The sequence below is a fragment of the Mesorhizobium sp. L-8-3 genome (genome assembly GCF_016756615.1).
In the GTDB taxonomy this organism is placed as follows: domain Bacteria; phylum Pseudomonadota; class Alphaproteobacteria; order Rhizobiales; family Rhizobiaceae.
In genome coordinates this window covers 4,326,959-4,350,545 of the sequence record NZ_AP023262.1, presented here as the reverse complement: position 1 = coordinate 4,350,545, position 23,587 = coordinate 4,326,959, and the positions used below count along the sequence as shown (strand labels likewise).

Annotated in this window: 25 protein-coding genes and 1 tRNA gene; 14 read left to right on the top strand and 12 right to left on the bottom strand. The window is 63.2% G+C overall.

The genetic code is table 11. The features are described from left to right. Positions 1-116: 116 nt before the first annotated feature. Positions 117-1,010 (bottom strand): DMT family transporter, encoded by an 894-nt coding sequence (locus JN302_RS20175; protein WP_202328746.1) that lies wholly within the window; start codon positions 1,008-1,010, stop codon positions 117-119. A gap of 88 nt (positions 1,011-1,098) precedes the next feature. Here JN302_RS20175 and JN302_RS20170 point away from each other — a divergent pair, with 88 nt between their 5' ends. Beyond that, positions 1,099-2,025, top strand: coding sequence for a LysR substrate-binding domain-containing protein (locus JN302_RS20170; protein ID WP_202328745.1), 927 nt, complete (start codon positions 1,099-1,101; stop codon positions 2,023-2,025). Positions 2,026-2,039: 14 nt separating this feature from the next. Here the strand turns inward: JN302_RS20170 and JN302_RS20165 are convergent, their stop codons facing one another. Then, positions 2,040-4,316, bottom strand: a complete 2,277-nt coding sequence (locus JN302_RS20165; protein WP_202328744.1) for a beta strand repeat-containing protein — start codon at positions 4,314-4,316, stop codon at positions 2,040-2,042. A gap of 1,236 nt (positions 4,317-5,552) precedes the next feature. Between JN302_RS20165 and JN302_RS20160 the strand changes: the two genes are divergently transcribed. Continuing rightward, positions 5,553-6,035, top strand: a complete 483-nt coding sequence (locus tag JN302_RS20160) for a hypothetical protein (RefSeq protein WP_202328743.1) — start codon at positions 5,553-5,555, stop codon at positions 6,033-6,035. Positions 6,036-6,153: 118 nt separating this feature from the next. On the opposite strand, the gene JN302_RS20155 is transcribed toward JN302_RS20160, so the two are convergent. Further along, positions 6,154-6,498, bottom strand: a complete 345-nt coding sequence (locus JN302_RS20155; RefSeq protein ID WP_202328742.1) for a YgiW/YdeI family stress tolerance OB fold protein — start codon at positions 6,496-6,498, stop codon at positions 6,154-6,156. A gap of 119 nt (positions 6,499-6,617) precedes the next feature. Here JN302_RS20155 and JN302_RS20150 point away from each other — a divergent pair, with 119 nt between their 5' ends. Next, on the top strand, positions 6,618-6,818 hold the full coding sequence (locus JN302_RS20150) for a hypothetical protein (RefSeq protein WP_202328741.1): 201 nt from the start codon (positions 6,618-6,620) through the stop codon (positions 6,816-6,818). Further along, positions 6,815-7,015, top strand: a complete 201-nt coding sequence (locus tag JN302_RS20145) for a hypothetical protein (protein WP_202328740.1) — start codon at positions 6,815-6,817, stop codon at positions 7,013-7,015. Before JN302_RS20150 ends, JN302_RS20145 begins: the two co-directional genes overlap by 4 nt. A 34-nt stretch (positions 7,016-7,049) precedes the next feature. Here the strand turns inward: JN302_RS20145 and JN302_RS20140 are convergent, their stop codons facing one another. Both JN302_RS20140 and JN302_RS20135 read right to left on the bottom strand, forming a co-directional pair. Further along, the gene (locus tag JN302_RS20140; RefSeq protein ID WP_202328738.1) at positions 7,050-7,664 is read right to left on the bottom strand and encodes a hypothetical protein; all 615 of its coding nucleotides are present in this window, start codon (positions 7,662-7,664) and stop codon (positions 7,050-7,052) included. 844 nt (positions 7,665-8,508) lie between these two features. Continuing rightward, a complete protein-coding gene (locus JN302_RS20135; RefSeq protein WP_274609227.1) occupies positions 8,509-8,730 on the bottom strand; it encodes a DUF982 domain-containing protein in 222 nt (73 codons plus the stop codon). A gap of 14 nt (positions 8,731-8,744) precedes the next feature. Here JN302_RS20135 and JN302_RS20130 point away from each other — a divergent pair, with 14 nt between their 5' ends. The 5 genes from JN302_RS20130 to JN302_RS20110 all read left to right on the top strand — a co-directional run bounded on the left by JN302_RS20130 (position 8,745) and on the right by JN302_RS20110 (position 11,939). Beyond that, a complete protein-coding gene (locus tag JN302_RS20130; protein WP_202328734.1) occupies positions 8,745-9,131 on the top strand; it encodes a DNA-directed RNA polymerase subunit alpha C-terminal domain-containing protein in 387 nt (128 codons plus the stop codon). A gap of 315 nt (positions 9,132-9,446) precedes the next feature. Next, positions 9,447-10,415 (top strand): IS5 family transposase, encoded by a 969-nt coding sequence (locus JN302_RS20125; protein ID WP_202328731.1) that lies wholly within the window; start codon positions 9,447-9,449, stop codon positions 10,413-10,415. Between the two features lie 216 nt (positions 10,416-10,631). Continuing rightward, positions 10,632-11,282, top strand: a complete 651-nt coding sequence (locus tag JN302_RS20120; RefSeq protein ID WP_202328730.1) for an MltR family transcriptional regulator — start codon at positions 10,632-10,634, stop codon at positions 11,280-11,282. Between the two features lie 79 nt (positions 11,283-11,361). After that, positions 11,362-11,688, top strand: a complete 327-nt coding sequence (locus tag JN302_RS20115; RefSeq protein ID WP_202328729.1) for a hypothetical protein — start codon at positions 11,362-11,364, stop codon at positions 11,686-11,688. After that, on the top strand, positions 11,685-11,939 hold the full coding sequence (locus tag JN302_RS20110) for a hypothetical protein (protein WP_202328727.1): 255 nt from the start codon (positions 11,685-11,687) through the stop codon (positions 11,937-11,939). The genes JN302_RS20115 and JN302_RS20110 overlap by 4 nt, the downstream gene beginning before the upstream one ends. Positions 11,940-12,116: 177 nt before the next feature. Here the strand turns inward: JN302_RS20110 and JN302_RS20105 are convergent. After that, positions 12,117-12,192: transfer RNA gene (locus JN302_RS20105), tRNA-Lys, on the bottom strand. Between the two features lie 98 nt (positions 12,193-12,290). After that, positions 12,291-13,208 (bottom strand): PhzF family phenazine biosynthesis protein, encoded by a 918-nt coding sequence (locus tag JN302_RS20100; protein ID WP_202328725.1) that lies wholly within the window; start codon positions 13,206-13,208, stop codon positions 12,291-12,293. 126 nt (positions 13,209-13,334) lie between these two features. Between JN302_RS20100 and JN302_RS20095 the strand changes: the two genes are divergently transcribed. From JN302_RS20095 to JN302_RS20085, 3 genes are read left to right on the top strand one after another with little or no spacing between them, the layout of a single operon-like run. Next, a complete protein-coding gene (locus tag JN302_RS20095; RefSeq protein ID WP_202328724.1) occupies positions 13,335-14,630 on the top strand; it encodes an efflux RND transporter periplasmic adaptor subunit in 1,296 nt (431 codons plus the stop codon). Further along, positions 14,630-15,340 carry an ABC transporter ATP-binding protein gene (locus tag JN302_RS20090; RefSeq protein ID WP_202328723.1) on the top strand — a complete coding sequence of 237 codons (711 nt, stop codon included), beginning with the start codon at positions 14,630-14,632 and terminating at the stop codon, positions 15,338-15,340. Before JN302_RS20095 ends, JN302_RS20090 begins: the two co-directional genes overlap by 1 nt. Then, positions 15,340-16,551, top strand: a complete 1,212-nt coding sequence (locus JN302_RS20085) for an ABC transporter permease (RefSeq protein WP_202304403.1) — start codon at positions 15,340-15,342, stop codon at positions 16,549-16,551. Before JN302_RS20090 ends, JN302_RS20085 begins: the two co-directional genes overlap by 1 nt. 262 nt (positions 16,552-16,813) lie before the next feature. Here JN302_RS20085 and JN302_RS20080 read toward each other — a convergent pair whose 3' ends face one another. The 3 genes from JN302_RS20080 to JN302_RS20070 form a co-directional block, all read right to left on the bottom strand. Further along, positions 16,814-18,073, bottom strand: a complete 1,260-nt coding sequence (locus JN302_RS20080; protein WP_202328722.1) for a cation:proton antiporter — start codon at positions 18,071-18,073, stop codon at positions 16,814-16,816. A 387-nt stretch (positions 18,074-18,460) separates the two neighbouring features. Further along, positions 18,461-19,180, bottom strand: coding sequence for a hypothetical protein (locus tag JN302_RS20075; protein ID WP_202304399.1), 720 nt, complete (start codon positions 19,178-19,180; stop codon positions 18,461-18,463). Between the two features lie 15 nt (positions 19,181-19,195). Further along, positions 19,196-20,308, bottom strand: a complete 1,113-nt coding sequence (locus JN302_RS20070; RefSeq protein WP_202328721.1) for an endonuclease/exonuclease/phosphatase family protein — start codon at positions 20,306-20,308, stop codon at positions 19,196-19,198. A gap of 162 nt (positions 20,309-20,470) precedes the next feature. Here JN302_RS20070 and JN302_RS20065 point away from each other — a divergent pair, with 162 nt between their 5' ends. After that, on the top strand, positions 20,471-21,106 hold the full coding sequence (locus tag JN302_RS20065) for a BA14K family protein (protein WP_244741768.1): 636 nt from the start codon (positions 20,471-20,473) through the stop codon (positions 21,104-21,106). Between the two features lie 187 nt (positions 21,107-21,293). Next, complete coding sequence (locus JN302_RS20060; RefSeq protein ID WP_202304395.1) at positions 21,294-21,587, top strand: PilZ domain-containing protein; 294 nt, start codon at positions 21,294-21,296, stop codon at positions 21,585-21,587. 239 nt (positions 21,588-21,826) lie between these two features. On the opposite strand, the gene ilvC is transcribed toward JN302_RS20060, so the two are convergent. Then, positions 21,827-22,933, bottom strand: a complete 1,107-nt coding sequence (gene ilvC, locus JN302_RS20055; protein WP_446720668.1) for a ketol-acid reductoisomerase — start codon at positions 22,931-22,933, stop codon at positions 21,827-21,829. Next, entirely contained in the window at positions 22,869-23,495 is a 627-nt protein-coding gene (locus JN302_RS20050; RefSeq protein WP_202314901.1) for a TetR/AcrR family transcriptional regulator, read from the bottom strand. The genes ilvC and JN302_RS20050 overlap by 65 nt, the downstream gene beginning before the upstream one ends. Positions 23,496-23,587 lie beyond the last annotated feature (92 nt).

The window sequence follows — 23,587 nt, the reverse complement described above, 5'->3', positions numbered from 1 at the left end:
AATAGCGAATAGCGAATAGCGAATAGCGAATAGCGAATAGCGAAGCAGATCACGAATATTGCTTTGGCTGCAAGCCTTTTCTTCCCTATTCGCTACTGGCTACTCGCTATTCGCTCCTAACCCCGTTTCACATTCACCATCACCACCCCTCCCAACGTCAGCACGCCGCCGATGATGCCGAGCGGGCCTGGAACCTCGCCGAGCCAGAAGAAGCCCATGAGCGTCGCCACCGGCGGCACGCAATAGAGAAAGTTGGCGGCGCGCGCCGCCGGCAGCCGCGAAAGCATGACGGCCCAGCTCGCATAGGAGATGAGGCTCGGCACGACGCCGAGATAAAGCGCCGCGAACAAGGCGGCGGGTGCCGCTGCCGAAGCCTGCGCGATGCCGCCGGGCAGCGCCGGGGCGAGGCACAGCGCTCCGATCACCATGTTCCAGGCCGCGACCGTGACGGGCTTGTGGGTCTTGAACAACGGCTTCTGCACGATACTCGTGAAGGCCGCGCAGACGGCCCCGCCGAACACCAGCAAGGCGCCCTGGTTCAGCGTCAGGCCGTCGCCCTCGCCGAGCGCGATCAGCCCGACACCGCCGAAGGATATGAAGGTTCCGATCCAGCCCCGCGGCGGAAAGCGTTCGCCAAGCATCGGCAAAGCGAGTGCGGCCGTGATGATCGGGCTGACATTGATGATGAAGCTCGCAGCACCCGCCGAAACGGTCAGCTCGCCGAAGTTCAGGAACAGCGTGTAGAGCGCCACGAACACGACGCCGCCGAAGGCGAAACGCCAGACCTCGCCACGCCTGGGAAAAGCGGGACGTGTCAGCGCCAGGAAGATCGCAGCCGGCAACGCCGCGATGGCGAAACGCAGCGCGCCGAGCTCGGCCGGACCGAAGGAAGCGAGGCCGGCACGGATCGCCGGAAAGGCGGACGCCCAGCCGATCACCGTGATCGCGATGGCGGCAGCCGTCACCATGTCGAACGGCCTGACGGCGGTGGAAGAAACAGCGGTGCTCATGGCGCCTCCGGAAAAATCGAAATGCGCGTCCAATAAGCCGGTGTTCGAGCTGATTGACAAACGACCGATTCGAGGATCAGCTGTGAGCATGGAGCACAGCTCGCGTCCTATCCCCCCGCTCGAGACACTGCATGCATTCGATGTCGCCGCGCGCACAGGCAGCTTCTCGTCCGCCGCGGAAACGCTCAACCTGACCCATGGCGCCGTCAGCCGGCAGATCGCCAAGCTCGAAGCCTGGCTGGGTTTCAAGGTCTTCGAGCGTGGCGCCCGCGGCGTGTCGTTGACCATAGAGGGCAACCGCCTCTTCCTGCGCACCTCGGAGGCTTTCGCGCTGATCGCGGACAATACGGACCGCTGGACCGAACCGCGCGGCGCCGCCGTGGTGCGGCTGGCCACCCTGCCCTCGATCTGCGGCCTGTGGCTGATCCCGCGTCTCGCCGCGCTCGAGGCCGGCGTGTCGCCACTGCGCATCCTGCTGGAGGTGGACAAGCGCCAGAGCGACCTCGTCGACGAAGGTATCGACCTCGCTGTGCGTTGCGGCCGAGGCCGCATCCCCGGCCGGGTCTCGGTCCAGCTCTTCGAAGAGCAATGTTTTCCGATCGCCTCGCCCGCACTCGCCGCCAGGATCGGCGAAGGCGGGGCCGGGCGGCTTCTGCACCTTCCCCTGATCCACGATTCCGATGCCTCCGGCTGGCGGGCCTGGTTCGGCGCACAGGGCATGGACTATCGCCCTCGTCCGCAGGATCGGCGGTTCGAGGACTACAATCTCGTGCTCGATGCAGCCGAACATGGGCTCGGCATCGCGCTCGCCCGGCCGCCGCTCAGCGAAGCCCGGCTGCGCTCGGGCGGCATCGTCGCGGTCGACACGCGGCGGGTTCTCAATCCCGTATCCTACTGGCTCGATCGCCCGGAAGGCCGGCCGCGGCCGGCAGCCTGTGAGCTTGCCCGGCGCCTGGGCAAGGAAGCCGGCCTCGAGGCCGGCATCATCGAGACCTTCCTGAAAGCCGAGCGATAGCCGCGGCCGATCGTTCAGAACACAACGAAATCCGCATTGGTGAGGGCGAGGTTCGGCGCCAGCGTCGCGAAGTGGACGGCACCGCCGGAGCCATTGCCGTTGGCGTCGTAGAACAGTTTTCCCGTATCGGTCTCGTAGATGATCCGGTCGTCGGCGTCGTGGGCGAGCCCGGTCGTACTCTTCCAGAATTTGGCGGCGGCCAGCGTACCCAGCGTCGCCCCTAGCCCCGGCATTATCGCATTGTCGAGCCGGATCGTGTCGGCCGTGACGTTGAAATCGGTGATGCGGTCGACATTGGTTGCGGCATTGAGCGCTGTGTCGAACACGAAATTGTCGAAGCCGGCACCACCGGCCAAGGTATCGTTGCCGGCGCCCCCCTTCAGCCAGTCATGGCCGCCATAGCCGGCCAGGACGTCGTTGCCGGCAAGGCCGTTGAGACCGTTGTTGCCATTGTTGCCGTTGATGCGTTGACCGAGTTCATTGCCCGTGAGGTGGATCGCGCCGGTGCCTGCCAGCAGTGTCGTAGCAAGCGTTTCGATATGCTGGCCGGAAGCCAGGACGTAGTTGACCGCGCTGTAGACAGTGTCGGTGCCGCCGCCCGCCTCCTCGATCGTCCTGTCGCCGATATTGTCGACATAATAGACATCGTTCCCCGCCTCACCCGCCATCCGGTCGGCTCCGCCGCCGCCATGGATGACGTCGTTTCGCACCGAGCCGGTCAAATGGCTGACGTCGGCAGTGCCGAAGAGCATGATTCGGTCGGTCGCGTCGTTCCAGCTTGAAAACAGCACCGTCGAGAGATCGAGCAGATTGCCCTTCACGATCACCGCATCGCTGCCGGCGCCACCCGTCACCCGCTCGATCCCAGAGCCGCCAATCTGATCTCCCTTGAACGTGACGGACGAGTTGCCGGACGCGAACTGCAGCCGCTCCAGTCCGGAAAGCGTGACTGCGGAAAAGCCGATCGCGCCGGTGTTGAAAAGCTGGATCGTGTCGTTGACGCCCCCTGCCCCGAGGACAACCTCGCCCGACGCCGCGTCGGCCCCTGAGAAGTAGCGAAAGTAGTCGTCCCCATTGCCGCCGATCAGGGAATCGGCGCCCCCGCCGCCGGTCACGATCATATCGTTGAAGGCGGCGCTTGCATCGACCGTGTCGACCTGACTGCCGCCGACATAGACGATCGAACCGACCAGATCGGTGCCGGTCATGTTTCCGACCTGCAGGCTGTTCGAACCGCTGCCGGCATTGAGCACGAGCAGTTCGACATCGTCGAGGTCCATGGTGACGGCGGCAACATCGCGGAACAGTCGCGCGCGACCGCCATTGGCGCTGAGAGTGAAGTTCTCGGTCGCCGCGGAGCCGTTGAACTCGAGCGTATCGGTCTGCCCCTGGCCTTCGATCGTGTCGCTGCCGTCGCCGGGATTCCAGATCGCGCGATCGGATCCGGCGCCAAGGAAAATGATGTCGTTGCCCGCACGGCCCGTGACCACGTCGTTGCCGGCGCTCCCGAGCAGGACGTCTGTAGCCGCGCTGCCGATGACGGTATCGTTGCCGAGACCAGCATCGATAGTCAAGCTTGCCAGGGTAGTGCCCAATCCTGCGGCGGAAATCGTGTCGTTGCCGCCGCCGCCATTGACGACCAGCCTGTCGAAGGCATCTGCCGCGCTGACGGCAGCCGTCCACGGAAGGCCGGCGATGGCGATGCTACCGCCGACTCCTGAGATCGTGATGGAATTGCTGGTGTCGGTCCCGTTGAAGACGACGATATCGGCCACCGCGTCGCCGCTGCCGGAACCGAGCACGCCTTCCAGATTGATCACGACCTGCGTGACATCCGTTCCGGAGAGGTCGCCGACAGTGATCGAGTCGGTTCCGCCAAAGGCGTGAAACACGACCTTCTCCATGGCGTCGACATCCAGGGTGACGCTGCCCACATCGCGGCTAAGCCGGAGGTGGCCGGCATTGCTGGAAAGCGCCACTATTTCGCTGGCGTTGCTGGCAAAGAAGTCCAACGTGTCGAAACCGGCGCCGCCGTCAATTGTGTCGCTGCCGTCACCCGGGTTCCACAGAGCCGTGTCGTTGCCGTCGCCAAGCCGAATGATGTCATTGCCCTGCTGGCCGGCGACCGTATCGTTGCCGCCGCCGGAATCGATGGTGTCCGCGCCCGCGCCGGCGTTGATGATGTCATTGGCATTGCTTGGCTTGGTTCCCGCCGGAACCACAACCACGCCTGATGTGACCAGACCTGGTGTAATGGTGTCGTCGCCGGTCGTGCCGGTAAAAGTTGCCATCCTCGTCCTCCTTTTTTCGACGGCTCATGAAGAACTCACATAGAGACTTTCAAGGTCGGCACCGTCATGGAAAGACGATCTCGGCGCAGAGACTATTGTCTCTTCAACCCCCACGGCCCACGGCAAGAAAGATCACCAGCCGAAAAGGTGCCACAGAAAGTAGATTGTCTCAATGACCACAATCTCCGGCAGTGGCAGCGCCGGGTCAAACGTCGCAGTTCTGTTTCGGAAGAAATGAAAAAGCCCGCTGCCGGGAGGAGGAGGCAGCGGGCTTTGATCTCAAATGCGGCATGGGAGGAGGTATGCCGCATTCGGCGTCGGGCATCCGGGAGGAGGAGTAGATGACCGACAGGCATTTATTTAGGTAGAGCCATCCGATGTTGCAATGCACAATTTTTCATATCGCGCTTGCGTGATTGCTGGACCACCCGCACGCCCGGCCAGGACCAATTTGCCCTCGGACGATCGAACCCGGAGGGTTCGCAAGGGCGACCGCCCGTCGGCCGGTCAGGCCGCCCCATCGGAACTGCGAGCGTAGAGAACCGGCGTGAGATCAAGAAATGGTGCGCCTGGGCGGCGAAGGAAAACGAAAAAGCCCGCTGCCGGGAGGAGGAGGCAGCGGGCTCTGATTTCAAATGCGGCATGGGAGGAGGTATGCCGCATTCGGCGTCGGACATCCGGGAGGAGGAGTAGATGACCGACAGGGGTGTATTTAGCCCGGGCCATTCGATGTTGCAATGCACAATTTTTCATATCGCGCTTGCGTGATTGCTGGACCACCCGCACGCTCCCGCCAGGACCAATCTGCCCTCGGCCGATCGAACCCGGAGGGTCGCAAGGGCGACCGCCCGTCGGCCGGTCAGACCGCCCCATCGGAACTGCGAGCGAAGCGAACCGGCGTGAGATCAAGAAATGGTGAGCCTGAGCGGCGAAGGAAAACGAAAAAGCCCGCTGCCGGGAGGAGGAGGCAGCGGGCTCTGATTTCAAATGCGGCGTGGGAGGAGGTACGCCGCATTCGGCGTCGGACATCCGGGAGGAGGAGTAGATGACCGACAGGTTCAGATTTAGTTCGGGCCATCCGATATTGCAACGCACAATTTTTCATATCGCCCTTGCGAAGATGGCGGATCGGGCAAGGCGCCCCCTTCCCGCGCGGCCCTTTATGCCCACATTGGCAATGCTCGTCGTGGTGCGCTACGGACCTGCCTGTACGAATCAAGCGGCATTGGAATCGGCATGGGCAAGACACTCGCCTCCTTCGCCTTCGTGGCCGTCATGGCCGCGCTGCTCATGGCGCTCAGCCTGGCGGTGGCGCGGCATGGCTATCCGTTCGGCGCCATCGGCGTGAAGCGGCTGGACATGATCGCCGATGCCGGCACGTTCCTGCCGCTGGCGGCCGTCTACTTCCTGGCCGCGCTGCTCATGATGCTCCTGCCGATCCGGGCCGCCGGCTTCGTCTTCACCGCCGCGGAAGCGATCCACTGGACCGCCGTCGTCCTGTTCGCGACCATCGTCGGCGGCCTGGCCGCGCGCTGGGCCTTCGGACAGGGCGAAGCATTGTGGGCACTGTGGAACTGGCGCTTCCTGTTCGTCGCGGCGATCGTCGGCTGCCACCTTGCGATGGACGATTTCCGGCGCAACGTCCTGCTGCGCAGCCTGTTCGTAATCGTCTTTGCAGGGGCGACGCTTGCCTGCCTGTTCTGGTCTTTCACGATCTGACGACCGTCACAGCTCCGCGTACCGGTAAAGACGCGCGGCGAAGTTCCCAGGCTCCCCCCGATCGGCGTATCTCACAATTCTGAGCACGACCGGGAGTCCGGAATGTGATGGAATTCCCTTATTTCAGAACGTCCACCCGACCGACGTTGATGTAGAGCTCCCGGAAATCGCGGTCGATCCTGCCGGTCAGTCGAACAGGGGTCTTGGATGTCACCCTGCGGCCCCGCCAACGAAGCCGGTCGACCTTGACGCGTATCTCCCCGGTCACGTCGCGAAACAGGTAATAGCGATCGCGCAGGTGTTTGACGACGAAACCCTTCACGGTGACATCCTGCCCTCGGCGCGCCGTCAGGGCTTCTTCAACCGTAGTGATTTGCTGGGAAATGCTCGGCCCCGCGAACTGCGCGGATGCGCTGCTCGCCAGCAAAGCCGACAGGAAGAACATCACGAGAATTTTTTTCATTGCCGATGCTCCAGAGGCCGCAATCCCATACCGCCAAAAGATGAGCAGGCAGCATCTATACAACAGCGGATTGCCGGTTCAGTGTCTAGCATTCGATTCGCTATCGAGGGAAGGCGATCGTGACCACCGCGGAACTCATCTTTCTATTCCTGCAGTTCACGATACCGACGGCGATTGCGAACTATGTCGCCCACTTATGGCTCAAGAAGAGCAGCGGCGACGCTCTCCTTGCCTATGTGATCGGCGGAGCGGTGGCAGCCGTGGTATATGTAGCGATGACCATGTATTGGAGTTCCCTCAACGCAGGCGGCCAGTCATGATGCAGCTTGACTTCAGACGCCTTCTTCTAAGCAGCGTTTACGGCTGCATCATTGCCGTGGTGGCCGCCTGGGTCGGCTATATGCTCGGCGGCCAGTATTCGCTCATGGCCATCATTGGCGGTGCCGCGTATGGCCTGACAGTTGCCTTCGTCGTGGAAGGCGGCGGGCGCCCCAGAACACCAACCGCTCGCGGGTGAGCGCGGCTTCGTCATCCTCTTCGAATAGATCGGCCTATTGAGGTTGCTTCTGCTCAGGCCTTTCACCGCTTGCGTATGCAAAAGTCGCTGAGATGACGCTGCCGAATCTAAATGCCTCCGAAAGCTGCCCCAACACACTGCTGAAGTCCTCGGACCTAAGTTCCTCGGTGGATTTCGACACAAACCGCTCGACGGCAGCTGCGACTTCCTCTGCCTCTTCCCCGCAGCGCGCGAGGAGCATTCCCGGGCTCACCTGACCGGCGTGCAATACGGCCAATGCATCTTGGTTTGCACCTGCCATTGCAGCTATCGCATCAGGATTCAAATCGCCGAACGTCGTGACATTGTTGCCAGGGTTTTCCTCGAAGAGGGCTTTTGCTTTGGCATAGGTGCCGGAAGAACGACGGAAAACCTCAGCCGCCTCTTTGCCGTTGCGGTATACGTCATCGTTACTGTCCAGTTCGAAAGCCGCGAATGCCTGCATCAGCTTTGCGGCACCGCCGTAAAACTGTGCAGCGGCAGACCTAGCCTCTTCACGGTTTTCATCCTTACCATAGTGGTCCACATTACAAAAACCGCGAGCATAGGCCGCAGACTGCGATCCTTGCAGGGATAGAAGTGTACAAGCAACAACTAGTATTGGTTTCATGGATTATTCCCCTCCAGTTTCACGACTTCATCAATGTATCGCTGAAACTCGCCCCCATGCTGCCGACGTACTTGCTTCCAACGGGACGAGAAGTACCTTGAGGACATTGTTGACCTAATATCGCTGTCGAAGCTCTCCCAAGCGCGGTCCGGAATGCCACCCAACTTCCAGAGATCGAACATCGTAGCGAACTCGTTAATAACCATTGCCGCAACAACAGCCTGCTTCGCTTCGGAAGTGACTTTATCAAGCAACAACGGAGCCAAGTCGTCGTTGTCGATTACCCGCCATTGTAATTCTGTCGTGCGCCCGTGAATTTCACTTACCGTGGTAGCTTGGTAAGGGCTTGTCTGAGTTCAGAGATTGCGAACCAGATACCTGCAACAATTGCGATGGTTTGAACGATCGTACCGCCGGCCTGGATCCAGTCAAACAAGCTGCCGTGCCTTGCATTCCCTATACCACTCATCTTTTGCCCACCACGATGACCCGCCAATCGGGCCGAAAGGGAAACAAGAACCAACGTAAGCGCCTAAGGAGACAGCACCGTCCAATGGCACTGGCCAAATTCCAAGCAACTTCAACCCATTCCAGTGCCAGCACTATCGCGGCAACTACATGAACGAACCACTTCTCGAAACCTAGCCCCACTCCCGGCACCCCCTGACGCTCCTATTCTACCGAATAGAGCAGCGTGTGCCACCTCCGGTGGGTGGCGCTACCGCAACCGGCCGACAGACGCTACCGCCCCGCCGCGCTTCACGCGTTCCGATCGCGCGAACGTACGGCCGAAGACCACCCAAGTGGGCCTACGGCTCCGCAACCAAGCGTCAGATTTCCACCACTAGCCCTCGAGCAGCACCTTCGCCTCCTTCGCCGCCGCCACGAACGCGGCCCTCGCCTCCTCCACGGTCGAACTCCCCTCTGGCGCACCATAGCAGACCGGATAGGCGGCCCTCATCTTGGGGCCGACCCTCTGCCACTGCCGCATTTGCTGGAGGCATTCCTCGACCGACTTGACCTCAATTCGGCGTTTCAAGGCCACTGGCGGCCAAAACCACTTCATTCTTGGAGAATACCATGACCACCGAGCTAGACAAGGTGAAGGCGCGGAGCTGTGCCTTGACCAATGACTTCATCGACACGCTCGAACTCAGCGTCCGAGCAGGTAACGTGCTGCGGAACAACGGCATCACGACGCCCGAGCAATTCATGGCGCTCACAAAGCCCCAGGTCCTGAGCTTCACCCACGCCGGCTCCCGCACCTGGCGAGAGATCTACGAGGTTCAGTTCAGTCTCAGGCGTGAGGCGCGCCGTCAAACGCTCCCCGGCAGGGCTGTCGAACTGATCCGGGCGCTGAACGACCTGGATCTCGGCGCCAACGGGTTCTTCCTCACCTTCGACGACAAACACCGCCTACGCCTGGCCCGCTACGCCAAGCCGGAGGACCTCGATGAACATGGATAGAGCGATCTCGATCCTTGGGGTCAACCGAACCCGCGACAACGACTTGAGGCCCATGGTGAAAGCCCTGGGCCTTCATTCATGGCTGAACACCCCCGAGGACTGGGAACGGCGCCGAGCCGCCCAATACGTCCTCCGGCGCTGGAAAGCCTACTGCGCCGAACACGACCGCCGAAGGTCGACGCGACATCGAACTTGACGCGCGTGCTGCGCCACTATCTGGCGACTCGCCCCTAAATGCCCGATAGTACAATCGGAGCGCTTTTCAAAAGTCCCAACTCTATGATTCAATAGAGAAAAGTTAGGATTGATTCGGCTATGTCTCGTCGTAACTTGGCGCAACCTTCACTCGCCGATGCATTGGTGCGTGACGTGAGCAGGGGTAACAAGTTTCTGGAAGAAGTGCAGAAGTTGATCGATTGGTCGGCTTTCGAGGTGCTGTTCCGGGAAATCCATAACGATGCTCTGGGGGCGCCCGGCTACCCGCCGATAGCAATGTTCAAGATTGCGCTCTTGCAGCAATGGTACGGCCTGTCCGATCCGGCGGCGGAAGAAGCGGTGGCCGACCGGCTGTCGTTCCGCCGCTTCTGTGGGTTTCCGCTCGATCAAAAGACACCGGACCACATGTCGATCTGGCGCTTCCGCCAGAGGCTGGTCGAACTGGCGCTTCAAGATAAGCTGCTTGCCGAATTGAACCGGCAGTTGGAAGGGCGCGGTCTTCTGGTAAGGCGCGGCACGCTGGTTGACGCCACCATCATCTCGGCGGCGGTGGCCAGGCCCGACTACGAGAAGGGCCAGGTGTCGGCGCGCGATCCGGATGCAGGCTTCACGCACAAGCACGGCAAGACCTATTTCGGCTACAAGGCCCATCTCGCCGGCGACGCGGAGAGCGGGCTGATACGCCAGGCGGAGATGAGCTCGGCCGATCTGCATGACAGCCAGATGGGCGCTGTGCTCATTCAAGGTGACGAAGAGGCCTATTACGCCGACAAGGCCTATGACAGTCAGGCGCTGCGCGACGAACTGGCGGATCGAGGCATCAAGGACCGGATTGCCTACAAGGCCAAGCGGGGCAAGCAGCAGCCGAATTGGCAGAAGTGGATGAACAAGGTCGCCGCCAGCGTGCGGGCCGGCATCGAGCGGACCAACGCGACGATGAAGAACTGGTACGGCATGGCCCGGGTTCGCTATCTCGGCCTGGCGCGCAACCACTGCCATCTGCAGCTTGTCGCCTGCGCGATAAATGCCAAACGGGCGCTCGTTCTCGTCAAGGCCGGCACGGCCTGAGGGGAAGGCTGCGTCCAAAATCAGGAAATCGAGGGCAAAATCGGGAGCAAGTGAGCAGAAACTGAGCCGATAGGCTGGAGAAAGTTGCGCGGATCGGCGGCGACGGGCCGCTGATGCCCGCCACATACGGGCGAAGAACGTCTAAGGGCGGGACGCCCCAACTTTAGAAAAGCACTCAATCGGCAGATATTGGGCCGGCGAACGGAGTTCGGGGTTATGAGCATTGATGGTATACTTCAAGTTTTGAGAAAGAACGTTGAGAACGCATCCCCAGAGGAAATAAAAGCGTTCGCGAAAGAACTCCGACGGCGAACTGACCCGGGCACCGCCATATACATAGTTACACGTATTGAAAACACTCTAAAGGAAATTATTGAGTACTACATGGAAACAGCTAACCTAGAAAAGAAATATAACGGTGATAAACTTATAAATAGGCTGTTCAGATACCCAGGCCCTTTGAGTAGTTTTTCTGCAAAAATTGATTACGTATTTTCGATGGGTTGGATTGACGAAGAAACGTGGAAACATTTGCATACAATACGTGAAATACGAAATACTTTTGCTCACTCAGATGTCGAGATCAATTTTGAGAACGAAGAAATTAAGAACCTAGTCAAAAGGCTTCCCAAGCAAGAATTTTTTTCCACTCCTGACACTGTCGAGCGCTTTGTTGGAGCTGTGTGGGTCTTTGTCCGCTCGCGGTTATTCGTAAGCGAAGCCAAACTGCATAAGCATCGGCGGGATCGACAACGGGAAGAAAAAGCGCAGGAGGCGCGCGAGGTGTTGGCGCGCAACGCGGCTGCAGGAGGAACATCTTCCGCGAGCGCCGCCGTCGCGCCGCGAAAACCAGCACCCGGCGGTTAGTCGATCTCAACAACCATCAATAGCGAAGCCCCAAGAGCACTCTTGGGGCTTTTTCTCTGCCTGCAAGAGGAGCAATCGCGTGGCATTCCCCAGCTACATGAGGCCGGCCGAGCAGAAGATCGTCGAAGCCCTCATCAAGAAGGCCCTCGGCCTGCACTACGTCGTCTCCGTTTACGACGGCGAGGACTGGGACGGCGAGGACTGGCCGGTCATCAGATCGATCGACTATGAGCAGCTCACCGCCGAAGTCGCCGTCACCGACGAGTCACAGTTCATATTCCGGCGCAAGGAGGACAGCGGCAAGGTCGGCTGGCTGATGCTCGTCCACGGCAACGACGAGGATGTGATCTGTGACTACTCGGACACCCCGCTGGTGTACAGCTTGGTGGAAGGTGTGGACGCATGACGGCATACCTCTCCATCCATCCGTTCAAGGGTTGGCTCGCAGTCGTCGAACCGCTGGACGCCTTCCAGGACGCGCCGACCATCCGCATCCAGCTGGCGCACGTCAACGACACGACCGCCGACAACGAGAAGCTGATTGAAGCGCTGAAGACCGCGGAGAGCTGGCCCTGGGAGGAGGACAACAAGTTCCTCCGGGACTTGCTGGAGATCCATACCCGCGAGGAGCTCGCTGCCTTCAGGCGTGGCGGATAAGACCACTCAGGACCTGATGGGACACAAGACCGCCTCGATGACGCGCCGGTATTCCCAAAACAGCCTGAAGCCCCTAAAGCGCGCCGTGGACCAGATGCCCGCAGACACACTTTAGAACACACTGCCTGCTGATTTATTTTGGATGATTGGAAAAACATAAGTTTCCCAAGGAGTTAGTGGTGGGTGTGCACAGGATCGAACTGTGGACCCGCTGATTAAGAGTCAGCTGCTCTACCAACTGAGCTACACACCCACGGCCGTTTGCGACGGCGAATGGCGGGCATATAGCCATAGCCGTCCGGCCTGTCTAGCCACGACGTGCTGTTTTTTCACAGGGCGCCGAACAGCGCTTCACGCGAAAAGGCTGCCCTCCGCGATCCTGACCGCGTTGCCGCCGATGCGGGCCGCGGCGATGCCGCCGCCTTCGATGTCGAGCTCGAGCCGGATGCGCGAGGGGCGCCCCATCTCGATGCCCTGCTCGATCCAGTAGCGCGCCGGCCCGTCCACCGGGCGGTCGAAATGATGGATCACGCCCGCAAAGGCCGCGGCCGCGGAACCGGTCGCCGGGTCCTCGTAGCCGGGACTGCCCGGTACGAACATGCGGGCATGGAACGCACTGTCCTTCCCCACCGTCTCGCGCGTGTAGACGTAGGCGCAGGCCGGCGCGCCATTGTCGCGGGTGGGCGCGAGGTCGAGCCAGGCGCTGCCGTCGAGGACCGCACGGCCGGCCGCCGCCAGCGAGGCGACCGGCACGGTGATGTAGGGCACGCCGCCGGACCAGAGGCCGACGCGGTGATTCTCGAAGCCGATCTCCTGCGAATCGAGGCCGAGTGCCGCTCCGATCGCATCGGGCTCGGCCGACAGCGGCAACTGCTCCGGCAGGCGGGGCAGGTCGAACTCGGCAAAGGCCGGGCCGCCATCCTGTTTCACCGCGCAGCGGATCGGCCCGACCTTCTCCTCCAGCACCAGGATGCCGGTACCGCGCTCTCCCGCCTCGGCAGCCGCTTCGGCGAGTGCGATCGCCGTCCCGACGGTCGGATGGCCGGCGAAGGGCATCTCGTAGTGCGGGGTGAATATCCTGACATTGGCCCGGTGTCGCGGATTGACAGGCGGCAGGACGAAGCTTGTCTCGGAAAGGTTGAACTCTCCCGCGATGCGCTGCATAGCCGCATCGTCCAGCCCCTCGGCTTCAAACACCACGGCAAGAGGGTTTCCGGCCAGCACCTTGTCGGTGAAAACGTCGTAGACGGCGTATCTGCGCTTCGGCATCGTGATTTCTCCTTCGCCCCCATCATGCCGCAAAGAGAACATGGGCGAAATTTAATTTGAATTCGGCTGGATCAGACATGATGTGTCCCTGATAGGGATTCTATTGAGCGCTTGGGGAGGTCCACAATGGACCAGGTCGTCAATCGCCCGCGCACAGAGAGCGTCGCGGCCATGGAGGCGGCGCTCGGGCTCGACCACAAAGGGCGCGGGCGCAAGCACCGTCGCTTGTGGCGCTGGCTGGCCGCCGGCGTGCTGGTCGTTGGCGCCGCCTATGGCGGTTATCACTATTTCGGCAGGCCCTCGCCGGTGCCGGCCTTCGCAACAGTGCCTGCCGAGCGCGGCAGCCTCACCGTCGAGGTCTCGGCCACCGGCACGCTCCAGCCCCTCACCCAGGTCGACATTTCGAGCGAACTGTCGGGTGTCGTCCGCTCGGTGGCCGTCAACGAGAATCAACGGGTGAGCAAAGGCGACGTGCTCGCCGCACTCGATACGACCCGCCTCGCCGCCCAGGTCGAGCGTGGCGAGGCCTCGGTCAAGGCGGCCGAAGCCAAGGTCACCGACGCGAAAACGACGCTGCAGGAGACCGAGCAGGCCTTCGTCAGGACGAACCAGCTCACCGGACGCGGCATGGCCACCACCCAGGCCCTCGACGCGGCGACCGCGGCACGCGACCGCGCGGCGAGCGCCGTCGCCATCGCCGAGGCCAATCTCGCCATTGCCGTGGCCGAGCTGAAACTGCAGCAGGCCGACCTCGCCAAGAGCACGATCTACGCACCGATCGACGGCGTCGTCCTGACCCGCTCGGTCGATCCCGGCCAGACCGTCGCTTCGTCGCTGCAGGCGCCGGTGCTCTTCGTCATCGCCGCCGATCTCGCGAAGATGGAGCTCAAGGCTGCCATCGACGAGGCCGACATCGGCACGGTGAAACCGGGCCAGGCGGCGAGCTTCACCGTCGACGCCTTCCCCGGCCGCGTCTTCGACGCCGACATCCGCGACATCGCCTATGCCTCCGTGACCACCGAGGGCGTGGTGACCTATGACGCGCGGCTCGATGTCGACAATGAGGAGTTGCTCCTGCGTCCGGGCATGACCGCGACCGTCTCCGTGGTCACCAAACAGGCGAACGACGTCATCACCGTGCCGAGCGCCGCCTTCCGCTATCGCCCGCCCGTGACCGAGCGCCGCTCCGGCTGGAGCCTGCAAAACCTTTTCATGCCGCGCATGCCGCGCGGCATGGGCCAGCGCCAGCGCGACACCGCGCCGGCAGGGATGCGCACGCTTTACGTCCTGGAGGACGGACAGCCCAAGCCGGTGCGGGTCAAGACCGGCTCGACCGACGGCGAACTGACCGAGATCGTTTCGGGCCTCGAAGCCGGCGATCCCGTCATCACCGGCAACACGCCGGCAGCCGCTGCACGCTGATGCCGACCGCCGCGGAGCCGCTCGTCACCTTCGACAAGGTCTGGAAGACCTATGGCGACGGTGAAGCCAGGGTCCAGGCGCTTGCCGGCGTCGACCTTGCCATCGGGCGCGGCGAGTTCGTCGCCATCATGGGGCCGTCCGGATCCGGCAAGTCGACGGCCATGAACATCATCGGCTGCCTCGACACACCGACGGCGGGCCGTCATGGCTTCCTGGGCATCGACGCGGGGCGGCTGGATCGCGGCCGCCGCGCCACGCTGCGCAACCTGCACATCGGCTTCGTCTTCCAGGGCTACAATCTACTTGCGCGCACGACGGCGGTCGAGAATGTCGAGCTGCCGCTGATCTATCGCGGGGTCGGCGCCGCCGAGCGCCGGTCGCGCGCCCTGGAGGCGCTGGCCCAGGTCGGGCTTTCCGGCCGCGCCGATCACACGCCGGCGGAACTTTCCGGCGGCCAGCAGCAGCGTGTCGCGATCGCCCGCGCGATCGTGACGAAGCCCACCCTGCTCGTCGCGGACGAGCCGACCGGCAATCTCGACACGGCCCGCAGCCATGAGATCATGGACCTGCTGACGGGTCTCAACCGAGATCTCGGCCTGACTGTGGTGATGGTCACCCATGAGCCCGACATCGCCGCCTATGCCGGGCGCACCGTCGGCTTCCTGGACGGACATGTCGAATCCGATACCGCCGACAGCGAGGCGGCCTGATGCTTTACGAGACCGTCAAGCTCGCCCTCGGTTCGGTCAGGCGCAATGTGCTGCGCTCGATCCTGACGCTGCTCGGCATCGTCATCGGCGTGGCGGCGGTCATCGCCATGATCACCATCGGCAGCGGCACGACCGAGAAGGTGAAGTCGGATATCTCCAAGCTCGGCAGCAACCTGCTCGTCGTGCGCGCCGGGCGGCCGCCGCAGCCCGGCTCGCCGCCGGAGCGCGCCATCCGTGCGCTGGACGAGAAGGATGTCGCAGCGCTTGCGCATGGGTTGGAAGGGGCCCGCGCCGTTTCGGCGGCGTCGCAGAAGACGGTGCGCGTCGTCTACGGCACGGAAAGCCTTTCGGTCTCCGTCACCGGCACCGACCTCGATTATTTCGACGCGCGGGACTGGACGGTGGCCTCCGGCCGCGCCTTCACCGAATCCGAGGTCCGCGGCGGAACGGGCCTGTGCCTGCTCGGCGAAACCGTGCGCCGGCAGTTCTTCGGCGCGGGCGACCCGGAAGGCATGACGATCCGGGTCGGCAAGATGAGCTGCAAGGTCATCGGGCTTCTGGGACCGAAAGGCTTCTCCGGATTCGGCCAGGACCAGGACAATGTGGTGCTGATGCCGCTGACGGCTTTCCAGCGCCGCGTCGCCGGCAACCGCGACATCGAGACGATCTATGTCTCGGCCGACGAGGCCACGCCCACGAGCATGCTGCAGGACCGCGTGGAGGACATATTGCGGGACTCGCGGCGCATCGCGCCCGACCGGGAAGACGATTTCTCGGTGCGCGACATGACCCAGGTCGCAGACGCCATGGCGAGCGCGACCGGCGTGATGACCGGCATGCTGGGCGCCGTCGCGGCCGTCAGCCTCCTGGTCGGCGGCATCGGCATCATGAACATCATGCTCGTCTCGGTCACCGAGCGCACGCGCGAGATCGGCATCAGGCTGGCCATAGGCGCCCATGAAAGGCACATCCTCGTCCAGTTCCTGGTCGAGGCGACGGTGCTGTCGCTGTTCGGCGGTCTCATCGGCATCGCGCTCGGCCTTCTTATCGCCGGCCTCGCGAGCTGGACGCTGACGATCCCGTTCAGTCCGAGCCTTGCCGTGATCCTGCTCGCGGTCGGCTTCTCCGCCCTCATCGGCATGGTGTTCGGCTTCTTCCCGGCGCTGCGCGGCGCGCGCCTCGACCCGATCGAGGCGCTGCGTCACGAATAGTACCAGCGGTCGACAGGATCGACCGCTGGAGCGCGCGACCGCGTGGCCCACGCCCGTCAGAGCGCCGCGCGTCCACTTGCACGCGGAAAGGACGCTCCGCCACTATTAGGAGGCGCATCGTGCTTTCCGAACCGAAGGTCAGCGCAGCAAAAATCGAGTACGATTTTCGGGCCGATGCGGCAGCGCGAAAGCCAAGCGGCCCGGATGGGCCGCGCCGACGATCGAGGCCGGGTCGATGCGCAGCATCCGCCCACTGGATATGTCAGGCGGGTTTCAGGGTCCGCGCCACCAGGTGCTTGACCGTCAGCCCCTGGACGATGATCGAGAAGAGCACCACGCCATAGGTCACGGCCAGAATGGTCGGCTTGGCCTCGCTGTCGGGCAAGGACAAGGCGAGCGCGACCGAGACGCCTCCGCGCAGGCCGCCCCATGTCAGGATGGGGATCGCCCCGACCGCGAATTTCTGCCGGAACGACAGAAGCGAAATCGGCACCGTCACGGAAACCAGCCTGCCGAACAGGACGATCGGGATTGCCGCCAGGACCAGGAGGAGATGGCCGCCCTGGAGATGCAGCACCAGAACCTCGAGGCCGATCAGCAGGAAGAGCACCGAGTTGAGGATCTCGTCGATCACTTCCCAGAAGGCGAACAGATGGTCCTTCGCCTTCATGCTTATCCCACCTCCTGCGCGGCTGCCGATCAGCAGGCCAGCGACGACCACCGCGATCGGTCCCGACATGCCGTAACGCAGACAGACGGCATAGGTCGCGACACAGACGCCGAGCGAGATCAGGATCTCGACGATACGGTCGTTTATCGCAGCCATGGCGCGGCAGGCGATCCAGCCTGTGGCGAGGCCGAACAGCGCCGCGCCCGGAGCCTGCTCCGCCAGGACTTCCGACACGGTGTCGAAGCTGAGGTCCTGCGGAACCTGGTCCGGCGAACCGAGCGCGAACGCCAGCAGCGCGCTGAAGGCCACGACGGCCACGCCGTCGTTGAACAGGGATTCACCTGCGATCTTGGCTTCGATCGATTCGGGCACGTCGGCGGATTTGAGCAGGCTGAGTACGGCCACCGGGTCCGTAGGCGAGATCAGCGCTCCGAAGACCAGAGCCCAGGGCATCGAGAGTTGGAAACCGAGTGCCCGGGCGGCCAGCCAAAGGCAGACGGCGATCACGACGGTCGAGATGACGACCCCGATGCTCGCCATCAGCGCGATCGCCCACTTCTGGTTCTTCAGCGGGCGCAGGTCGACATGCAATGCTCCGGCGAAGAGCAGGAAGGCGAGCATGCCGTCCATGATGGTCGAGTAGAAGTCGATGCTGCCGATGGCATGGGTCATCCGCGCTCCGATCCCGAGATCCGGCAGGAGGCGGTGCATGCCCAGAAGGAATATCGACGAGGCTAGCCCCATCAGCAGCAGACCGATCGTATGCGGCAGCTTGAAGAAGCGCAGATTGATCCAGCCGAAAATGGCGGACAATGTGAGCAGGAGGGCTGCAATCTCGAAAATCGAAACCATGGGCGTCGTCGGGCTCGCGTGGGACGGGGACGCAACGCTGCCGCTGCGCCCAAAGCATGTATCCCGAAAGCAGCGCTTTCGGGGAAAAGACATGCGCCAAATCAAGAACCTACAGCGTGTCGCGTAAACGTGAACCCTTTTTCACGCGACATGCTGGAGGGCATGCGCCGCTGCCCAGATCAGGACACTGGCTCCTCGCCCCGCATGAGAGGGCGGCCATGCCGCGCCGTCTGGCGGCGGCCGGCCGGTGCGGCCGAAACCACGACCCCGGCGACGGCGCAAGCCTGCGAAACGGAGCATATCGTGTAGGAAACGGGCATTCCACACTCCGGCATTCTGGTGGAGGCGCGATCTTGCCGCCGCGAAAGCGGTGGCAATGTGAAGGCGTTAGCCGGAATGCGGATTGGCGAAATGCCAGGCGACCAGCGGCACCATATGGGGCGAAAGCCCGGCGGGCAGGTCCGTGGCATTGCGTATGATCACCGGTCCCTCGATCTCCGGTTCCGCTTCGGTCGCTACGAATTCACGGATCTGAGCGGCCAGGGTCTCGGCTTCATAGTCGAGGAAGTAGCGCCGGAAGATCACCGTGCCGCTTTCGAGCGAGATGAAATAATGCTGGTCCTCGCGTCGGGCGCCGTCGATCGAAAGCCCTGTTTCCTCACTGAGTTCACGCGCCATGTTGAAGTGAAGATCGACCTTGCCTTCCGGAAAATCCTTGGGCTCGAACGAACCCGCGGCGAAATAGACGCTGCCGGGGCTCGCGGTGTGAGCGCCCATGCGGATCGCCACCAGCGCATTGTCGGCGGCGACCAGCATGGCATGGGCAAAGGCGTGCTGCGCCGTGTCGATCGAGCGGCGGCGGCGCCAGTGCATGAAGGTGGCGAAGCGGATCGCATGGCATTTGCCGACCATGCGCCGTCCCGAATAGGACAGGGATGAAAGCAGGACCATCGTGCCGTCGAACAGTGCCGGATTGGCGGCGACCTCGGTCCGCCAGTTATCCTCGATGGCATCGAGGTTCTGCGCCTCGTAAGGATGCGGCTCGGCGTCGAGGCGCACATCGACGGCGTCGACGGGCAGGATCGCGTCCATGGGAATGTCGAACATGAGAAGACCCCGTTGTCAGGCGATGTCGAGGGTGACGGCGACCGGGCAATGATCCGAGGCCTTGGGACGATCCCAGCCGGCGCGTGGATAACGCTCCACTTCCTGCCCCGGAGGAAAGACGGTGCGCCAGGGCTGGCCGCCGCGGACGATGTCGGGAACCGCAGCCTCGTTCCGTCGCGCCATCGCGGGCGACAGGAGGATGTAGTCGAGCTGGCACAGATGCCGCTCCTGCGGGCCGCGTGTGTGGTAGAGCGTCCAGCGGTCGATCTCGGGGCGCCGTTCCACCACATTCTCGCAGAACCCGTCGGCCAGGAGCACATCCAGGCATGACCGGGTTTCGTTCACCACATCGAAGCGATGGCCGGAATAGGCATCGCCGCCGATCACGACACGCTGCCGATAGTCGTTCAAGTCGCCACAGATCATCCAGCGCTTGCCGGCGGCATGATCCCTGCCGAACCGGTTCTCGATTATCCTGCGCACGGCCGTCGCCTCGGCGACGCGGATCGGCATGGTGGCCTCGCGTCCCGGCACGCCGTCGCGCGGCCCTCCCATGGACTTGAAGTGCACGGCATAGATCGTCAGAGGCGCGCCGCCGACCCGCAGGTCGATCTCCAGGCAATCGCGGCGGAAGATGCGTTCATAGGCCTCGTTGCCCAGTGCCGCGAGCTCGGGCGTGTGCAGGCCGAACTCCTCGTAGGTGACGTGCGCATGGCTGGTCATGCGCACGAACTCGATCGGTTGGCCGTGGGCGGTCTCTTCGCGCATCATCACGGCGACGTCGATGCCGCGGCTGTCATTTCCGGTCGAGACATATTTGTAGCGATAGCCCTGCCCCACCATCTTGAAGAGGTAGCCATATTCGAAGGCGTTCAGGGCCTCGAGATTGTCGACCTCCTGAAGGCAGACGATGTCGGCGCGGGTTTCCGCGATGGCGAGCGCCGTCAATTGCCTGGTATCGTCGGTGTGGGCTATGGCGCGCGCCTGTTCGAGCTGCTTGTATTCGGCCTCGTTCCTGATCTCGAACAGCGACAGCGTCCTGTCCTGATTGAGCTGGTTGCGAAAGCCCGAGAAATCGAACCGGCGCATGAGGTTTTCGACATTGAAGGTGGCGAGGCGCAAGGACATGGCGGCGAAGCTTTGCCTGCAACCGGCGCCAAATGCAATGCATGTGGCCCGCGCCTGCAACCCGTCCGTTCATTGGACGTTCACTGAAGGGTTCATATCATGCCTTGATGAGGGTGCATCGTCGCCTTCCGACACACGCGTTTCAGCGCGAGGAGACGGAACATGAAACGGATCTTGTCGCGTCTTGCCCTTCTGGGCATGGTCGCGGCCGGCACGCTCGGCGCCGGCGTGTCGACATCCTGGAGTTGCGCGCCGGGCAGCACGGACTGCTCCATGACCGAGAACGGATGGCGCGGGGATTGGTCCGGCCGGCCTGATGTCGGCGGCGGACGCCCCGACCGGGGACCGGGTCCGGGCGCGGGCCGACCAGATTGGAGACCGGACCCGGGCGGCGGCAGACCCGATTGGAGACCGGATCCGCGCCCCGGCCGGCGACATGAGTGGAAGCAGGACAATCGTCCTGGCCGGCCCGACTGGCGCCCGGACCGCGGCCACGTTCCGCGCTACGACCGGCATCGCCGGCCCGGGGATGATTCCGGCCGCTGGCGCGAACGCGAGTGGCGGCGCGACGATTGGCGCTACCAGCCGAACGTCGGCGTGTATTTCGACTACTATGTCGACCGCTGGCCCGGCTACGACGACGGCTATTATCAAGACCCCCGGCCGCGCTATCGGATAAGAATGTCCCAGGCGCATATCGAATGGTGTTCCGCGCGATATAGGACCTATCGCGTCTCCGACAACAGCTTCGCGCCGACGCGGCACACGCGCCGCCAGTGCATCTCGCCCTACCGCTGATTCGTCGGTCGACGAGACCGGCCGTTGGAGCACGCGACTGCATGGGATCCGACGACGTGCAAATCCCGGCGCCGACCCCTGCCGGAGCCGCGCTCGTTTCGGTCTCGAACAAAGTCTTTACCAGTCGCGCCGCATGGTGACGGCGGCGGGTCGCTGCAGCTTGCGGTTGGCCGGGGAGAAAGGACCGATGACCGCTCCGGTGGAAAACGAAAGCAGGCGCGAACACAGGCAGCGTGTCCTCAAGGGCGCCTCGATCCTCAACGGGATCTCGTTCTCCGAAGTCAAGTGCACGGTGCGTAACCAGCACGCCAACGGAGCCGAGCTACGGGTGCCGGTCGACGCCCGGGTGCCGCAGGAGTTCCTGCTCTATGTGCCGGTCGACGGGACCGGCTACAAATGCGCGCTGCGCTGGCGCAAGGCTGACCGCGTCGGCGTCAAGTTCCTGGGCACCGAGCCCAAGCCGCACTGGCATTACGGGTAATGGTCCAGCAGCGGACGGATGCTGCGCGGGTCTGCGGCAGCTATGTGCTGCCTTTCCAAGGCAGCACATAGTAGCCGGGGCCGCAAGGAAAGTCCGCGCCGCCACGCCCGAAGGGCGGCAGGGCGGCGCGCCAGATCCTAAGCAGACTTTCGTTGGCAAGCCAACGAATCGCCTGCTTAGATTCCTGTTTTGCCGCAGTCTCTCGCCGCAAAACCGCGGAACACTTTTGCGGAACCTGCTTAGTTCTTGGCCTTGTCGACCAGCTTGTTCTTGGCGATCCACGGCATCATGCCGCGCAGCTTCTCGCCGACCTGCTCGATCTGGTGGCTGTCGTTCAGGCGGCGGATGCCCTTGAAGCGGGCGAGGCCCGAACGGTATTCCTGCATCCATTCCGAGGTGAACTTGCCCGTCTGGATGTCCTTCAGCACGCGCTTCATCTCGGCCTTGGTCTCGGCGGTGATGATGCGCGGGCCGGAGACATATTCGCCCCATTCGGCGGTGTTCGAGATCGAGTAGTTCATATTGGCGATGCCGCCCTCATAGATGAGGTCGACGATCAGTTTCACCTCGTGCAAGCACTCGAAATAGGCCATCTCGGGCGCGTAGCCGGCTTCCACCAGCGTCTCGAAGCCGGCGCGGATCAGCTCGACGAGGCCGCCGCAGAGCACGACCTGCTCGCCGAACAGGTCGGTCTCGCATTCCTCGCGGAAGTTCGTCTCGATGATGCCGGAACGGCCGCCGCCGACGCCGCAGGCGTAGGAGAGCGCGAGGTCGAGCGCATTGCCGGACGGGTCCTGGTTGACCGCGACAAGGCACGGCACGCCGCCGCCCTTCTGGTACTCGCCGCGCACGGTGTGGCCCGGGCCCTTCGGCGCGACCATCAGCACGTCGACGGTGGCCTTCGGCTCGATCAGGCCGAAATGGACGTTGAGGCCGTGGGCGAAGGCGATCGCCGCGCCGTCACGGATGTTGGGGGCAATCTCGTTCTTGTAGATGTCGGCCTGCAGCTCGTCGGGCGTGGCCATCATCATCAGGTCGGCCCATTTCGCGGCATCCGCGACCGACAGCACCTTGAGTCCGTCGGCTTCGACCTTCTTGGCGGTCGGCGAACCGGCCTTGAGACCGATTGCGATCTCCTTCACGCCGGAATCCTTGAGGTTCAGCGCATGCGCCCGGCCCTGGCTGCCATAGCCGATGATGGCGACCTTCTTGCCCTTGATGAGATTGAGATCGGCGTCGCGATCGTAATAGACACGCATCCTGATGTTCCTTCCTTGATGATCAGAGGCCGGTGTCCGCCGGCCCTTCTTTTGCTCCGCAAAGAGCGAGGAACTGCTTCGTCGCAAGGGCCGCGTCGCGACCGATCTCCGCCGCAGTCATCTTCAGCCGGTCGCCGAGAAGCAACCGGATCTGCACGTCCCGGGCGACGAGCCCGAAGAACGTGCGGAATGCCGTTTCGGTATCCTCGAAGCGGAGCAGGCCGGCTTCGCGCCCCGCTTCCAGCACGGGTTTCAGCCGCCGCCCCATGGCCAGCCTGCCGTTTTCGAGGACGATCGCACCGAGATTGGTTCGCCCGGAGCCGGCATGGCTGACGGCGAGCCTGTTGAGCGCGATCGACGTCTCGCTCGAAATGACCGACAGCCAGCCCGCCGCGAACTGTTCCAGGCTGACGGTCAGCGACGCGAGATCTATTCGCGACCGGTCGAGCGGCGGCACGCGCACCTTCGAGGCCTGCCACTGCACGGTCGCCGTCAGCAGTCCGTCGCGGTCGCCGAACCATTTGTAGAGCGTCTCCTTGGAGCAGCTGGCGCGCCTGGCGACCGCCGCCATGGTGACGCCGTCGCCTTCCTCGACCATGACGGCGAGGGTGGCGTCGAGCACGTCCTGCTGGCGCGCCGACAGTTCCATCCCTTGCCCTTCCAGAACCGTCTGCACGGCTGCCCATCCGATCTGCGACGTTGGCCAGCACGGCGCCTTGTTGCCGTACCGTACGTTACGGT